This window comes from Mycolicibacterium pyrenivorans, assembly GCF_025821625.1.
Lineage (GTDB): Bacteria > Actinomycetota > Actinomycetes > Mycobacteriales > Mycobacteriaceae > Mycobacterium > Mycobacterium pyrenivorans.
On the sequence record NZ_JACKSH010000151.1, the window covers coordinates 44,420 to 60,005 of the forward strand.

The following is a 15,586-nucleotide window of genomic DNA, read 5'->3' on the forward strand; positions in this document are numbered from 1 at the left end:
AGGCTAGCCGCGCCAGGCAGATTCGAGTATCGAACTGACCGCAGCCAGGCGTGCGGAGCGCACGACCGAATTCAACGGACGCAGCGCATCGCTGGCGAGCTGAACCTCCGAGGAACTCTGCAGGCCGCTCGGGATGAGCCCGGCGCTGACGGTGATGATCGCGTCGACGTGCGCCGCGTTCTCGAGGACACGCACCGCGCGTGCCGGTGCGTGGTCGGGAATCCGGTGGGCACTGGTGGAGTCGAGAACCTGCTCGACCAGCCGACGTGGATCGGCCACCTCACCTCCTGGGGCGCCTGCTCGCAGCGCCCCCAGGGCGTCCGCCGCAGCGCGTACCGCATCGCGCAGCGCGTACTCCTCTGCGCCGAGGTCGAGCTGCTCGGGCACCGGGCTGGAGGCCAGCGAGTACACCGTCCACGACAGCGCACACAACTCGGGCTCGAACTCGAACCCGTCGTCGGCGTCGGAGGCGTCGGGGTATTCGAATTCGGGCACGAGCCCGACGGGGGAGTCCGCAGGCCCGACGATGATCGCCTCGCCTGCCGTGATGGCGTCGCGGCCGAACTGGGTGCCCGGAGGTAGGCCCCGGACGTCTCCGGGGACCGGTAGAGCCAGCGCGATGGCGGGCTGGGCCATGGCTGCCCGGGCCGCGGTGCGCATGGTCTGGAGCAGCGACACCGCGCCCGCGTCGTCGAGATCCGGCCAGGGCAGGCCAGTGCGGTCGGCGGCGGCGGAGTCGTATGCCGTGACCGAATGTCTTGGCGTCCATTGAGATAACGCATCCAAGACATCGTCGGGCGCGGCCGCGCCTGCCAACCAGGCATTGGCCCAAACCGACAACGAAACACTGGGGCACCACATGATGCAGGCAGTGTAGTTGTTACCCGCGCATCGGGTCGGCTGCGCGCTAGGCTCGGGTCATGCCTGTTCCGCTGATCTGGCTGATCGCAGCACTGGCCCTCGCGGGCGCCGAGGCGCTCACCGGTGACCTGTTCCTGCTGATGCTCAGCGGCGGGGCGCTGGCCGCAGCTGGTACCAGCTGGCTGCTCGCGTGGCCCGTCTGGGCCGACGGTTTGGTGTTCCTGCTGGTATCGGTCCTGCTGCTGGTGGGGGTCCGCCCGGCGATCAAGCGGCGGGTGCAGTCGGGCAAGGGTCTGCTGGATCCGGCCAAAGCCCTCGAAGGCAAGAGCGCGCTGGTGCTCGACCGGGTGGCGCGCCACGAAGGTCAGGTCAAGCTCGACGGGGAGATCTGGACGGCGCGGCCCCACGTCGAGACCGATGTCTACGAAGCCGGTGACCAGGTGACCGTCGTTCACATCGACGGGGCCACCGCGGTGGTCGCCAAGATCGTCTAGAGAAGGAGTCTGTTGTGGACGGTGCTGTCGCAGGGTTGGTCCTGCTGGCCGTATTGGTGGTGTTCGCCGTGATCGTCGTGGCGAAATCGGTGGCGCTGGTACCCCAGGCGGAGGCCGCGGTGATCGAACGCCTGGGCCGCTACAGCAAGACGGTGTCAGGGCAGCTGACGCTGCTGCTGCCCTTCATCGACAAGATCCGGGCGCGGGTCGACCTGCGCGAGCGGGTGGTGTCGTTCCCCCCGCAGCCGGTGATCACCGAGGACAACCTGACGGTGAACATCGACACGGTCGTCTACTTCCAGGTCACCAACCCGCAGGCGGCGGTCTACCAGATCAGCAACTACATCGTCGGCGTCGAGCAACTGACCACCACCACACTGCGCAACGTGGTGGGCGGCATGACGCTGGAACAGACACTGACCTCTCGTGACTCGATCAACGGCCAGCTCCGCGGGGTGCTCGACGAGGCCACCAACCGATGGGGTCTGCGGGTGGCCCGGGTCGAACTGCGCAGCATCGATCCGCCGCCGTCGATCCAGGACTCGATGGAGAAGCAGATGCGCGCCGACCGGGAGAAGCGCGCGATGATCCTGACCGCGGAGGGCCACCGGGAGGCGTCCATCAAGCAGGCGGAGGGGCAGAAACAGTCCCAGATCCTGGCGGCAGAAGGCGCGAAGCAGGCCGCCATCCTCACCGCCGAGGCCGACCGGCAGTCGCGCATGTTGCGGGCCCAGGGTGAGCGCGCCGCCTCCTACCTCCAGGCCCAGGGTCAGGCCAAGGCGATCGAGAAGACCTTCGCCGCCATCAAGGCCGGTCGCCCCACCCCGGAGATGCTGGCCTACCAGTACCTGCAGACGTTGCCGCAGATGGCCAAGGGCGAGGCGAACAAGGTGTGGCTGGTGCCCAGCGATTTCGGCGCGGCGCTGCAGGGCTTCACCAAGCTGCTGGGCGCGCCGGGTGAGGACGGGGTGTTCCGCTACACGCCGTCGCCGGTCGAGGAGAATCTGCCCAAGCCGGAGGACGACTCGGCCGAGGTGGCCGACTGGTTCAACACCCAGACCGACCCGGAGATCGCTCAGGCGGTCGCCGAGGCGGTGGCCGAGGCGCGCACCCCGGTGGCCGGCCTCGACGGGCCGCGGCAGTACCCGCCGCTGACGCAACAGTCGCAGCCGGACGCGACCGACTACACCAACCTGCAGGCCCCGGCGCCGCGCCACGGTGCTCCGGGCGAATGACAGTGCTGACCTCGACGAGGACCTACGCGACACTGGCCGCGTTGCAGGCAGGCGACGCCGTGGCGTGCGCGGTGCCGATCGCCCCGATCGAGAAGGCCTTCGACGACGTCGGGCTCGCACCGGAACTGCGGCCGGTCATCCCGTTCGTCAAGGCGGCCGCAGCCATCGGACTGTTGTCGGTGTACCGGTTCCCGGGGTTGGCGCGGCTCACCACGTTCATGCTGACCGTCTACTTCGTGCTGGCGGTCGGCTTTCACATCAAGGCCAGGGACTGGAGCCCGGGGCTGGTGGCGGCGTCGTCGTTCCTCGGCCTGTACGGGGCGATGACGGTGAAGGGGCCGTCGGTCAACCGGCGGTGATCCGTTCGGCGGGCTCGGCCGGTTCGTCGCCGGAGGTACTGCGCTGTGACCGGAACTCGTAGACCAGCCCGGCGACGCCGACGCTCGCCGTGCACAGCGACACCAGGAACAGCAGGGGGCTGACATTGCCCGTGAGGGCGTCGCCGAGAATGACGATCGCCGCGGTGCCGGGGAGCAGGCCCACGAAGGTCGCCAGCGTGTACGGCAGCACCCGGACCGCCGACGAGCCCGCCGCGTAGTTCAGCACCGAGAACGGGACGGCGGGAATCATCCGCATCGACAGCACGGTCGGCCAGCCGCGTTCGGCCAGCCGCGCATTGACCGCATCCAGGCGTGGGTGGGTGACCAGTCGGTCCATGCGCCAGCCCGCCGCGCGAATCAGCAGGAGCGCGATCAAGGCGCTCGCGGTGCTGGCGAGCACCGCCATCGGGACCCCCAGGTACGGACCGAACAGCAGGCCCGCGGCCAGTGTGAACATGGTGCGCGGAAACGGGAACACCGTGACGACGAGGTGGGCGGCCACGAAGGCGAGTGGGAACCACGGGCCCACCGACGTGGCCCAGTCCCGCAGCTGGATCGCGGTCGGCAGCGGTACGAGGACCGCAACTGCGATGAGGATCACAATGGCGGTCAGAATGGCTGCGAACCGGCGCGGGGGAAGAGTTCGCAAGGTAGCGGTCGTCGCGGCACCGACGGTGCGCAGCGTGCTGACGACGGACTTCACGTCTCCCAACAGTACGGGGCCGCGGCGAACGCCTGTTGTCTGACAGGCGTGGCCACGGAGAACATCAGCCCGACCGGGGCACTCCGGCGTGACGGGCATCATTTAGCCTGATGGCTGTGCAGAATCCCAGCGCCGGCGCTGCCGGGGGTGTAGTCGATTCCGATCTCGACCGATGGCGGTCCGCTGTGGCGGAAGTCCTGGCGAAGTCCAGCCGGCGCGACCCCGCAGATCTGCCCGCAGAGCCGGAACGGCTGCTGGATTCGCAGACCTATGACGGCTTCGCTATCCGGCCCCTGTACACCGGCGTCGATGAGCTCGCCGAGCCCGAGTTGCCGGGCTGGTGGCCCTTCGTGCGCGGCGGTGACGCCGTGCGTGACGTCAAGGCGGGATGGAGGGTCGCCGAGGCCTTTCCCACCGAAGGGTCGACGGCCGACGACGGCAACGGCTCGGTGCTGCTCGCGCTGACCGAGGGCGTCAGCGCGCTGGTGCTGCGGGTCGGCGGCGACGAGGGCGCGCTGCCCCCGGCCGCCCTGGACCGGTTGCTCGACGGGGTCTTCCTCGACCTCGTACCCGTGGTGCTGGAGATCACGGGAGACGGTGAGACCTACCTGGCGGCCGCCGATGCGCTGCTCGCCCTGCTGACCGGACTCGACGACGACCAGCGGTCCCGGCTGTCGGTGGATCTCGGCGCCGACCCGTTGACGGCGCCGCTGGCGGGACGGTCCGCTCCCGCGCTCGGCGACGTGGTGGCGACCGCGGAGAAGATCGCTGGATACGAAGGACACGTGCGGGCGATCACCGTCGACGGACCGGCGTTCCACAACCTCGGTGCCAACGCGTCGTGGGAACTCGGTGCCGCGATCGCCGCGGGCGTGGCCTACCTGCGCCTGCTGGTCGACGCCGGACTGCCTGCCGCCACCGCTCTCGGGCAGATCAGCTTCCGGTTCGCGGCGGACGACGACCAGTTCATGACCATCGCGAAACTCCGTGCCGCGCGCCAACTCTGGGCGCGGGTGGCCGACGTGGTGGGGGAGCCCGACGCGGGCGCGGCGACGGTGCACGCGACGACCTCGCTTGCCATGATGGCGCAGCGCGATCCCTGGGTGAACATGTTGCGCACCACTGTGGCAGCGTTCTCGGCAGGCGTCGGGGGCGCCGACACCGTGCTGGTGCATCCGTTCGACGTCGCTATTCCGGGTGGATTCCCCGGCACCGCACGCAGTTTCGCGCGGCGCATCGCGCGCAACACTCAGTTGCTGCTGCTCGAGGAGTCCCACGTCGGCCGGGTACTCGACCCGTCCGCCGGCTCTTGGTTCGTCGAGGACCTCACCCGTGAACTGGCCGAGCAGGCCTGGGGACACTTCCAGGAGATCGAGGCCAAGGACGGTTTCGAAGCCGCCGGAGACCACATCAGCGGACGCATCGCAGGGGTCGCCGAGCGCCGTGCGGCGGACATCGCGCACCGCAGGACCGCCCTGACCGGTGTCAACGAATACCCGAACCTCGCCGAAGTCCCGCTGCCGCCCGGCGAGGTGCTGCCCTCGGTTCGGCGCTACGCCTCGGGTTTCGAAGCGCTGCGGGACCGCTCGGACGTTCATCTGGAGAAGACGGGCGCAAGGCCGCAGGCGCTGCTCCTGCCGCTCGGTCCGCTCGCCGAACACAACATCCGCACCACGTTCGCCGCCAACCTGCTGGCCTCCGGCGGGATCGAGGCGATCAATCCCGGTCCGCTTGACGCCGCCGGTGTCGGAACGGCGGTGTCGGACGCAGGCGGCACCGCGATCGCGGTGATCTGCGGGACCGACGCCCGCTACGCGAACGAGGCCTCCGCCGCGGTCGAGGCGGCCCGCCGGGCCGGTGTGCCCCACATCCTGCTCGCCGGACCCGAGAAGGCGGTCGCAGAAGCCGATTCGAAGCCCGACGGCTACCTGACCGCCAAGATCGACGCGGTCGAAGCGTTGTCGGACCTGCTCAACCGATTGGGTGCATGAGATGACTGCCACGAAGCCCACCATCCAAAGCTTCGCCGACGTGCCCCTGCGCGGTGACCACACCACTGAGGCGCCCACCCCCGCCGACGTCGCCGACCACATATCGGCGACCGCCGCCGCCCACGGGTACAGCGCCGACCAACTCGACTGGGCCACCCCCGAGGGCATCGACGTCAAACCCGTCTACATCGCGGCCGACCGCGACGAGGTCGTCGGGCAGGGCTACCCGCTGGCCAGCCTGCCCGGGGAGCCGCCCTTCGTGCGCGGTCCGTACCCGACGATGTACGTCAACCAGCCCTGGACGATCCGCCAGTACGCCGGGTTCTCGACCGCCGCGGAATCCAATGCGTTCTACCGGCGCAACCTCGCCGCGGGCCAGAAGGGTCTGTCGGTGGCCTTCGACCTTGCCACGCACCGCGGTTACGACTCCGATCACCCACGGGTGGCCGGCGACGTCGGAATGGCAGGCGTGGCCATCGATTCCATCCTCGACATGCGCCAGCTGTTCGACGGCATCGACCTGTCCGCGGTGTCGGTGTCGATGACCATGAACGGCGCGGTGCTGCCCATCCTCGCGCTGTACGTCGCGGCCGCCGAGGAGCAGGGTGTGCCGCCGGAGAAGCTCGCCGGGACCATCCAGAACGACATCCTCAAAGAGTTCATGGTCCGCAACACCTACATCTATCCGCCGAAGCCCTCGATGCGGATCATCTCCGACATCTTCGGCTACACCAGCGTGAAAATGCCGAAGTACAACAGCATTTCGATCTCCGGCTACCACATCCAGGAGGCCGGCGCGACCGCCGACCTGGAGCTCGGCTACACGCTGGCTGACGGTGTCGAGTACATCAAGGCGGGGCTGGACGCGGGTCTGGACATCGACAAGTTCGCACCCCGGCTGTCGTTCTTCTGGGGTATCGGGATGAACTTCTTCATGGAGGTCGCCAAGCTGCGCGCCGGCCGGCTGCTGTGGAGCGAGCTCGTCGCACAGTTCGACCCCAAGAGCGCAAAATCCAGGTCGTTGCGCACCCATTCGCAGACGTCGGGTTGGTCGTTGACCGCGCAGGACGCGTTCAACAACGTCGCACGGACGTGCATCGAGGCGATGGCGGCCACCCAGGGGCACACGCAGTCGCTGCACACCAACGCGCTCGACGAGGCGCTGGCGCTGCCGACCGACTTCTCGGCCCGCATCGCTCGCAACACCCAGCTGCTGTTGCAGCAGGAGTCGGGAACCACCCGGCCGATCGACCCGTGGGGTGGGTCCTACTACGTGGAGTGGCTGACCCATCGGCTGGCGCAGCGCGCCCGGGCGCATATCCAGGAGATCGCCGAACACGGCGGCATGGCCCAGGCCATCGACGAAGGCATCCCCAAGCTGCGGATCGAGGAAGCCGCCGCGCGCACCCAGGCACGAATCGACTCCGGCCAGCAGACCGTGATCGGCGTGAACAAGTACCAGGTGGCCGAGGACCACGAGATCGAGGTGCTCAAGGTAGAGAACAGCCGGGTGCGCGCCGAGCAGATCGCCAAGCTGGAGCGGCTGCGCGCCGATCGCGACGACGCCGTTACGCAGGCCGCGCTGGCCGAATTGACCCGCGCGGCCGCCGCTTCCGGACCCGCGGGTGACGACGGTCTCGGCAACAATCTGCTGGCCCTGGCCATCAACGCGGCCCGCGCCAAGGCAACGGTCGGGGAGATCTCCGATGCGTTGGAGAAGGTGTACGGCCGCCATCAGGCCGAGATCCGGACCATCGCCGGTGTGTACCGAGACGAGGTGGGCATGGCGAGCAATGTCAGCGGCGCAACCGAACTGGTCGAGAAATTCGCCGAGGCCGACGGCCGCAGGCCCAGGATCCTGGTGGCGAAGATGGGTCAGGACGGACACGACCGCGGGCAGAAGGTGATCGCGACCGCGTTCGCCGACATCGGCTTCGACGTCGACGTCGGTTCGCTGTTCTCGACGCCCGAGGAGGTGGCCCGCCAGGCCGCCGACAACGACGTGCACGTCGTCGGGGTGTCGTCTCTGGCGGCGGGCCACCTGACCTTGGTCCCCGCGTTGCGGGACGCGCTCGCCGAGGTCGGCAGGCCGGACATCATGATCGTGGTCGGTGGCGTCATCCCCCCGGGTGACTTCGACGAGCTCTATGCCGCGGGTGCGACGGCGATCTTCCCCCCGGGCACCGTCATCGCCGACGCGGCGATCGGCCTGCTGGGCAAGCTGGCCGAGCGCCTCGGCTACACGCTGAGCTAGATGAGCCAACCGGTCAGGGAGCTGGCGGCCGCCGTCCGCGACGGCGATCGCTCGGCTCTGGCGCGGGCGATCACGCTGGTGGAGTCCACCCGTGCCGACCACCGGCAGCAAGCTCAGGAACTGCTGCTCGAGCTCTCCCCCGCACGCGGGAGGTCCCCCCAGCCGGATGCAGGCACTGCGCTGCACGTCGGCATCACCGGTGTGCCCGGAGTGGGCAAGTCGACCAGCATCGAGGCGCTCGGGATGCACCTGATCGAGCGGGGGCACCGGGTCGCGGTCCTTGCCGTCGACCCGTCGTCCACCCGCACCGGTGGCTCGATCCTCGGCGACAAGACCCGGATGGCACGCTTGGCGGTTCACGATGACGCCTACATCCGGCCCTCGCCGACTTCGGGGACACTCGGCGGCGTCGCGAAGGCGACACGCGAGACGATCGTGTTGCTGGAGGCCGCGGGCTACGACGTCATCCTGGTGGAGACGGTCGGGGTGGGGCAGTCCGAAGTGGCGGTTGCCAACATGGTGGACACCTTCGTGTTCCTCACGCTGGCCCGTACCGGCGATCAACTGCAGGGAATCAAGAAGGGCGTGCTCGAACTCGCCGACATCGTCGTCGTCAACAAGGCCGACGGCGAACACGCCGTCGAGGCCAAGGCGGCGGCCCGGGAGCTCGCCGGCGCCATCCGCCTGATCTATCCGCGCGAAACCCTCTGGCGCCCGCCGGTTCTGACGATGAGTGCGCTGCACGGCACCGGGCTGAGCGAGCTCTGGGACACCGTGCTCAAGCATCGCGATGTGCTCACCGAGGCAGGGGAGTTCGACGCCCGCAGACGCAAGCAGCAGGTGGATTGGACCTGGTCGATGGTCCGCGACACCGTGCTCGACCGCGTGCTGTCCAGCCCCGGTGTCCGCCGGATCCGGGCCGACGTCGAGCGCCGGGTGCGCGACGGTGAGCTGACGCCGGCGCTTGCTGCGCAGCAGATCCTCGAGGCCGCGGACGCGCCGTCCACGGCCGCTGGTTAACAAATCGGTAACGCCTGTTTTCTTTGCCGCGCGCCGGAGTAAATTCAAATTGTGACGGCAGTCGGCAACTGGGAGCACAGCGTCGAGCTCCCCGACGGAAGCGACGGCGCTGCCCTGCCGCGCGGCGTGCAGGGTGCCGCGGACGAGAATTTCATCTGCGCAGTGCGCGCGTTCGCCCAGATGTTCCCGTGGCGTCGCTTCGGCGGCGGCGCGCTGGCCGTCTACCTCGACGGAGAACCCGTCGTCGACGTCTGGACGGGCTGGTCCGACAGGCGGGGCGCCACGCACTGGGATGCCGACACCGGCACCATGGTGTTCTCGGCGACGAAAGGTGTCGCCGCGACCGTCATCCACAGGCTGGCCGACCGTGGTCTGATCGACTACGACGCACCCGTAGCCGAGTACTGGCAGGCGTTCGGGGCGAACGGAAAGTCGACGATCACCGTGCGTGACGCGCTGCGTCACCGGGCCGGCCTGTCACAGCTCAACGGCGCGGCGAAGGGTGATCTGGTCGACCACCTGCGGATGGAGGAGCGCCTGGCCGCGGCGCCCCGCAGCTGGCTGCACGGCAGGCCCGCCTACCACGCGCTGACCTTCGGCTGGCTGTTGTCCGGCCTGGCCCGGGCGGTCACCGGAAAGGGGATGCGCGAGCTGATCCGCACCGAGGTGGCCGCGCCGCTGAACACCGACGGGCTGCACCTCGGCCGTCCTCCCGCAGAGGCACCCACGCACGCCGCGCAGATCATCGGCCCACAAAGCGCACTGCAGAACCCGGTCTTCAACCTGGTCGCACCTCGGTTGGCGGCGCTGCCGATCTCCGCCGGGTTCGGCGCGATGTACTTCCCCGGGGTCAAGGCGTTCGTACAGGGCGACATCCCGATGCTCGACAGCGAGATTCCCGCGGCCAACGGCGTGGCCACCGCCCGTGCGTTGGCCCGCATGTACGGAGCGATCGCCAACGGCGGCCGCATCGATGGCACCCAGTACCTGTCGAGCGAAACAGCCGCCGCGCTGGTCGGCCGGCCGAGCCTGCGGCCCGACCACACCATGGTGATGCCGCTGTCGTTCCATCTCGGGTATCACGGTCTGCCGTTCCCCGGCGTGCTGCCCGGATTCGGCCACGTCGGGCTCGGCGGCTCGCTGGGCTGGGCCGACCCGCAGTCCGGCCTCGCGTTCGGCTTCGTGCACAACCGGCTGCTCACGCCGTTCGTCGTCACGGACCAGGCCGGTTTCGTGGCGACAGCCGCACTGATCCGCCGGGGCGTGACGCGGGCGCGCAAGAAGGGCTACCGGCCGGTGCGGGAGTTCGGCTCGCCGTATGAGGACCTCACCCGCACCGCGGTCTGACGGTCAGCTGCTGGCGCGGGTGAACCACTTCGTCTTGATACGCCAGGAATATGCCGACGTCAGCGCGAAGCCTGCGCCGCACGCACAGGCGAAGACCCACACCAGCGTGCTGCCCTGGACGGTCTGCAGCGGCGTGACGAACGCGGTGATGATGCGCACCACGCAGGCCGCGATCCCCATGGCGCAGGCGAACAGGTAGACGTTGGCGACCTGACGCGACCGCGGATCGGTGCGCAGCACCAGCAATGCCCGCGACCCGTAGACGAGAAGGTAGATCAGCATCCCGCAGAGCAGCAGCCAGTAGGTGTTCAGCCAGAAGTCGGTGGGCACATCGAAGAAGTCGGGACGATAGATCGCCGCCCCGTTACCCAGCCAGAACGCCCCCAGTAGCAGCGGGATGCACAGCGTCGCGGGCCGCTCGACGAACTGCTTGAACCGACGATGCATCGCATGATCTTGTTCGAGTCGGCCCAGCGTGTTGTAGACCACCGCTGATGCGGCGACGATGTAGGCGTCGTGACCGAGGTAGTCCTCGAGGTTCCACTTGCCGGTCAGCGAGTACAACCACTGACCGAGCGTTTCGGAGGCCAGCGGCGACATCAACAGCACCGCGATACCCTGCAGCGCGATGTTGAGGGTGGCTGCCACCTCCCATCTGCATGACCAGGTGACACGGCGAATCCACAAACTCCACATGATGCACAGGAGCGTGATCGCGATGAGTGTTGCCAAAGCCATGAGGGGTCGCCTGGTCTAGAGGGGTGGAGCGTCGAGTCGTGGTGTCAGCTCAGACAGCTTGGGCCTGTGCCTGACGGAGGGTTTCGTGGTGATTTCCCGCAGGGTCGCCACGGTGAGATCGGTGGATTCGGTGGCCCTGACGTAGTTGAGCACTTCCTGCCTGCTCATCAACCCGAACTGGATCTGCAGGTCGGGATAGCTCAGATCGAAGCGGTCCGCCACCCGGCGCAACTCTTCGGCGTTCGGGTAGTCGCTCTCCTTGATGCGCCGGTAGTAGGTGCTGCTCGAGACGCCTAGCGCATCGAAGAGGTCCTTGGCATCGATCTCTCCGTCGAGGAGGTAATCGAGCAGGGCCTTGAGCTGTCTGCCGTTCTCATCGGTGCGTGGCACTTGACCACCATAAACCGAATTCCCGCCCCGGGGCAGCCCTGCCGGCAAACAGTCGACCGACCATTAATTGACACAGCCGTCACGGTTTTGGGAGTGCTCTCCCAATTCTGGGACATTCGCTGTACCGTTGCCTTCATGGTCGCTCCATACATGGCCGACGAGGTCAGGCCCTTCGTCACACCGGTCCCGGCGCCGCTGCAGGTGGCTGATCGCCCCGCCGAAGAGGCAATTGCGCCGCGTTTCGAAATATTGAGAATTCCACCGACGAGCGAATTGGCGGCTGAACTCGACGGCGCCACCGAGTGGCTCGGCGTGAGGGTCGAGGAGATCCTGCTCGCCGCGCTGGGTCGGGCGCTAGGCCGCACTCGCGGCGAGGGCGCCGTGACCGTCGACGTGACGGGCGCGCACCGGTGGTTGTTCCACACCGTGTCGCTGATCTGTTCCGACGTGCCACCGATGGGCCCGACGGAGATGCTCCAGGGCGCCCACACCGCGCTGTCGGCCGCGCCGGGACGGCCGACCGGGCAGGCGGAGGTATCGCTGAACGTCGCCGCCGAGCAGGACGGCACGGACGGCGGCCACCTCCTGGAGTTGCGGGTGCACCGCACCGGCGGGTTGCTCCACCTCGACTGGCGCTATGACGCCACCAGATTCGACGACTACAGCGTCGAGGAGTTGGCCGAGCAGTTCCCGCTGGCCCTGATCGAGATCACCTCGGACGCCGCGGCGCCCCTGTGATTCCGGGGTGACCCGGCAGGCCCGCTAGACTGTGGGTCACCAGCGTCGATCCGGCCATCACCGGGGAGCTTTCGGAAGAACAGCGCAGGGCAGGTCGCTCCGGCCCGCGCCCAGTAGACCCGAACGGGTTGGCCCGTCATCGCCTTCCTTCGAGCGGCGCACCCCGGGTGCGCAAGCGGGGTGGTACCGCGGCGCTCGCGCACCTGCGCGACGTCGTCCCCGTGCCTGAACGACACTTGGCACAGGAGACGTACGCACGTGACCGCCTACCCGAAGCCTGGCGCCGGGGCGCCCAGATTCCCGGCGCTCGAAGCCGAGGTTCTCGACTACTGGGCCGGCGACGACACCTTTCGCGCGAGCATCGAACGCCGCGACGAGGCCCCGGAGTACGTGTTCTACGACGGGCCGCCGTTCGCCAACGGGCTTCCGCACTATGGCCATCTGCTCACCGGATATGTCAAGGACATCGTGCCGCGCTACCGCACGATGCGCGGATACAAGGTCGAGCGCCGCTTCGGCTGGGACACCCACGGCCTGCCCGCCGAACTCGAGGTGCAGCGACAGTTGGGCATCACCGACAAAGCCCAGATCGAGCAGATGGGTATCGAGAAGTTCAACGACGCCTGCCGGGCGTCGGTGCTCAAGTACACCGACGAGTGGCGCTCGTACGTCACCCGCCAGGCGCGCTGGGTCGACTTCGACAACGATTACAAGACACTGGATCTCGGCTTCATGGAGTCGGTGATCTGGGCGTTCAAGCAGCTGTGGGACAAGGGCCTGGCCTACGAAGGCAACCGGGTGCTGCCGTACTGCTGGAACGACGAGACCCCCCTGTCGTCCCATGAGCTGCGCATGGACGACGACGTGTACCAGAGCCGGCAGGATCCGGCGCTGACCGTCGGCTACCGGGTTGAGGGCGGCGCCCCCACCGGCGCAGAGGATCTGGTCGGTGCCTACCTGCTGATCTGGACGACGACTCCGTGGACACTGCCGTCGAACCAGGCCGTGGCGGTCAACCCCGAGGTCGACTACGTCGTCGCCGAGGCGCCCGACGGGCGGCGCTATGTGCTGGCCGCGGCCCGCGTGAGCGCCTACGCCCGCGAACTGGGTGAAGAGCCGCAGATCGTGGCCACCTACGCCGGCCGTGACCTGCTCGGTGTGCGTTACGCGCCCCCGTTTCCGTACTTCATGGACTCGCCCAACGCATTTCGGGTGCTCAGCGCCGAGTTCGTCAGCACCGAGGACGGCACCGGACTGGTTCATCTGGCGCCGGCGTACGGCGAGGACGACATGGCCACCGCGCAGGCGGCGGACATCGAGGCGGTCACGCCCGTCGACGCCAAGGGACGGTTCGACGGCACGGTTCCCGACTACGCGGGCCAGCACGTGTTCGACGCGAACCCCCAGATCATCCGCGACCTGAAGAACGGTTCGGGCGCGGCGGCGGCGAACGGCGCGGTATTGCTGCGCCACGACACCTACGAGCACTCCTACCCGCACTGTTGGCGCTGCCGGAACCCGCTGATCTACCGGGCGGTGTCGTCGTGGTTCATCAAGGTCACCCAGATCCGGGACCGGATGGTCGAGCTCAACCAGGAGATCACCTGGTACCCCGAGCACGTCAAGGACGGGCAGTTCGGAAAGTGGCTCCAGGGCGCGCGGGACTGGTCCATCTCACGAAACCGCTACTGGGGCACCCCGATACCGGTGTGGCGGTCCGACGACCCGGCCTATCCGCGGATCGACGTCTACGGAAGCCTCGACGAACTCGAACGCGACTTCGGGGTGCGACCGGACAACCTGCATAGGCCGTTCATCGACGAGCTGACCCGGCCGAACCCCGACGATCCGACCGGCCGGTCGACGATGCGGCGCATCGAGGATGTCCTCGACGTCTGGTTCGACTCCGGCTCGATGCCGTATGCCCAGGTGCACTATCCGTTCGAGAACCGGCAGTGGTTCGCAGGTGGGGTGGCGGGAGAGGCCGGAGCCTCCGAAGGCGAAGAGGCGCATTTCCCGGGCGATTTCATCGTGGAGTACATCGGGCAGACCCGCGGCTGGTTCTACACGCTGCACATCCTGGCGACGGCGTTGTTCGACAGACCGGCGTTCCGGACGTGCGTCTCGCACGGCATCGTGCTGGGCAACGACGGCCAGAAGATGAGCAAGTCGCTGCGCAACTATCCCGACGTCACCGAGGTGTTCGATCGGGACGGCTCCGACGCCATGCGCTGGTTCCTGATGGCCTCGCCGATCCTGCGCGGCGGCAACCTGGTGGTCACCGAGCAGGGCATCCGAGAGGGTGTCCGGCAGGTGCTGCTGCCGCTGTGGAACGCTTACACCTTCCTGGCGCTCTACGCACCGAGCAAGGGCACCTGGCGCACCGACTCGACCCACGTGCTGGACCGCTACATCCTGGCCAAGCTCGCCGCGCTGCGCGACGGGCTGACCGCGTCGCTGGACGTCTGCGACATCTCGGTGGCATGCGACCAGTTGCGCCAGTTCACCGAGGCCCTCACGAATTGGTACGTGCGCCGGTCGCGGTCGCGGTTCTGGGAGGAGGACCGCGACGCCATCGACACGCTGCACACCGTGCTTGAGGTGACCAGCAGGCTGGCCGCCCCGCTGCTGCCGCTGATCTCCGAGGTGATCTGGCGGGGAATCACCGGCGAACGGTCGGTGCACCTGACCGACTGGCCGGACGCCGACACACTGCCCGCGGACCCCCGACTGGTCGCCGACATGGACCTGGTGCGCGAGGTGGCCTCGACGGGATCCTCGCTGCGTAAGGCGAAGAAGCTGCGCGTTCGCCTGCCGCTGTTGAAATTGACTGTGGCCGTTAATGATCCACAGCGTCTGGAGCCCTATCGGGACCTGATCGCCGACGAACTCAACGTGAAGTCCGTGGAGCTCACCGACGACATCGCAGCGCATGGTCGTTTCGAGCTCGCGGTGAACGCCCGTGCCGCGGGCCCGCGCATCGGCAAGGACGTTCAGGCGGCGATCAAGGCCGTCAAGGCGGGGGAGGGTGTGCTCAGAAGCGACGGCACCCTGAAGGCCGGGCCTGCCGTCCTGCTGCCCGCGGAATTCAGCTCCAAACTGGTTGCGGCCGATCCCGATTGGACCGCCGCCCTGCCCGACGGAGCGGGTCTGGTGGTGCTGGACGGCACCGTCACCCCCGAGCTGGAGGCCGAGGGCTGGGCCAAGGACCGCATCCGTGAGCTGCAGGAGTTGCGGAAATCGACGGGACTGGATGTCTCCGACCGGATCTCGGTGGTGATCTCGGTGCCCGGCGAGCACGAGTCATGGGCGCGCACCCACCGGGATCTGATCGCAGGCGAGATCCTGGCCACCAGCTTCGAGTTCGGCGAGCCCGACGGCGCCGGCACCCAGGAGATCGGCGACGGCGTCCGGGTCGCGATCGCCAAGGCCTGA

The 15,586-nt window shown here is 68.3% G+C and carries 13 protein-coding genes; 9 read left to right on the forward strand and 4 right to left on the reverse strand.

Annotated elements, in window-relative coordinates; translation table 11 throughout:
* Positions 1–3: 3 nt before the first annotated feature.
* Complete coding sequence (locus H7I57_RS18315; protein ID WP_264025138.1) at positions 4–861, reverse strand: Rv1486c family protein; 858 nt, start codon at positions 859–861, stop codon at positions 4–6.
* A 59-nt stretch (positions 862–920) separates the two neighbouring features.
* Here H7I57_RS18315 and H7I57_RS18320 point away from each other — a divergent pair, with 59 nt between their 5' ends.
* The 3 genes from H7I57_RS18320 to H7I57_RS18330 are packed head-to-tail and all read left to right on the forward strand — an operon-like array spanning position 921 to position 2,949.
* Complete coding sequence (locus H7I57_RS18320) at positions 921–1,355, forward strand: NfeD family protein (RefSeq protein ID WP_264025139.1); 435 nt, start codon at positions 921–923, stop codon at positions 1,353–1,355.
* Between the two features lie 14 nt (positions 1,356–1,369).
* Complete coding sequence (locus tag H7I57_RS18325) at positions 1,370–2,590, forward strand: SPFH domain-containing protein (protein WP_264025141.1); 1,221 nt, start codon at positions 1,370–1,372, stop codon at positions 2,588–2,590.
* Positions 2,587–2,949: a DoxX family protein gene (locus H7I57_RS18330; protein ID WP_264025142.1), complete on the forward strand. Its 363-nt coding sequence runs from the start codon at positions 2,587–2,589 to the stop codon at positions 2,947–2,949. Before H7I57_RS18325 ends, H7I57_RS18330 begins: the two co-directional genes overlap by 4 nt.
* Here the strand turns inward: H7I57_RS18330 and H7I57_RS18335 are convergent.
* Positions 2,936–3,673 (reverse strand): TVP38/TMEM64 family protein, encoded by a 738-nt coding sequence (locus H7I57_RS18335; RefSeq protein ID WP_264025144.1) that lies wholly within the window; start codon positions 3,671–3,673, stop codon positions 2,936–2,938. The genes H7I57_RS18330 and H7I57_RS18335 overlap by 14 nt on opposite strands.
* A gap of 110 nt (positions 3,674–3,783) precedes the next feature.
* On the opposite strand from H7I57_RS18335, the gene mutA reads away from it, so the two are divergent.
* Genes mutA through lipL form a run of 4 tightly spaced genes read left to right on the forward strand, consistent with a single transcriptional unit; the run spans position 3,784 to position 10,285 of the window.
* Positions 3,784–5,664: a methylmalonyl-CoA mutase small subunit gene (gene mutA, locus H7I57_RS18340; RefSeq protein WP_264025145.1), complete on the forward strand. Its 1,881-nt coding sequence runs from the start codon at positions 3,784–3,786 to the stop codon at positions 5,662–5,664.
* Position 5,665: 1 nt separating this feature from the next.
* Positions 5,666–7,918, forward strand: a complete 2,253-nt coding sequence (scpA, locus tag H7I57_RS18345; protein WP_264025146.1) for a methylmalonyl-CoA mutase — start codon at positions 5,666–5,668, stop codon at positions 7,916–7,918.
* Entirely contained in the window at positions 7,919–8,938 is a 1,020-nt protein-coding gene (gene meaB / locus H7I57_RS18350; RefSeq protein ID WP_264025148.1) for a methylmalonyl Co-A mutase-associated GTPase MeaB, read from the forward strand. It abuts the gene before it with no gap.
* A 51-nt stretch (positions 8,939–8,989) separates the two neighbouring features.
* Positions 8,990–10,285 (forward strand): esterase/beta-lactamase LipL, encoded by a 1,296-nt coding sequence (gene lipL, locus H7I57_RS18355; RefSeq protein ID WP_308204377.1) that lies wholly within the window; start codon positions 8,990–8,992, stop codon positions 10,283–10,285.
* A 3-nt stretch (positions 10,286–10,288) separates the two neighbouring features.
* Here the strand turns inward: lipL and H7I57_RS18360 are convergent, their stop codons facing one another.
* Both H7I57_RS18360 and H7I57_RS18365 read right to left on the reverse strand, forming a co-directional pair.
* Positions 10,289–11,023 carry a hypothetical protein gene (locus H7I57_RS18360; protein WP_264025149.1) on the reverse strand — a complete coding sequence of 245 codons (735 nt, stop codon included), beginning with the start codon at positions 11,021–11,023 and terminating at the stop codon, positions 10,289–10,291.
* Positions 11,024–11,038: 15 nt separating this feature from the next.
* Positions 11,039–11,413: a helix-turn-helix domain-containing protein gene (locus H7I57_RS18365; protein WP_264025151.1), complete on the reverse strand. Its 375-nt coding sequence runs from the start codon at positions 11,411–11,413 to the stop codon at positions 11,039–11,041.
* 135 nt (positions 11,414–11,548) lie between these two features.
* Between H7I57_RS18365 and H7I57_RS18370 the strand changes: the two genes are divergently transcribed.
* Entirely contained in the window at positions 11,549–12,151 is a 603-nt protein-coding gene (locus tag H7I57_RS18370) for a hypothetical protein (protein ID WP_264025152.1), read from the forward strand.
* 258 nt (positions 12,152–12,409) lie between these two features.
* A complete protein-coding gene (gene ileS, locus H7I57_RS18375) occupies positions 12,410–15,586 on the forward strand; it encodes an isoleucine--tRNA ligase (RefSeq protein WP_264025153.1) in 3,177 nt (1,058 codons plus the stop codon).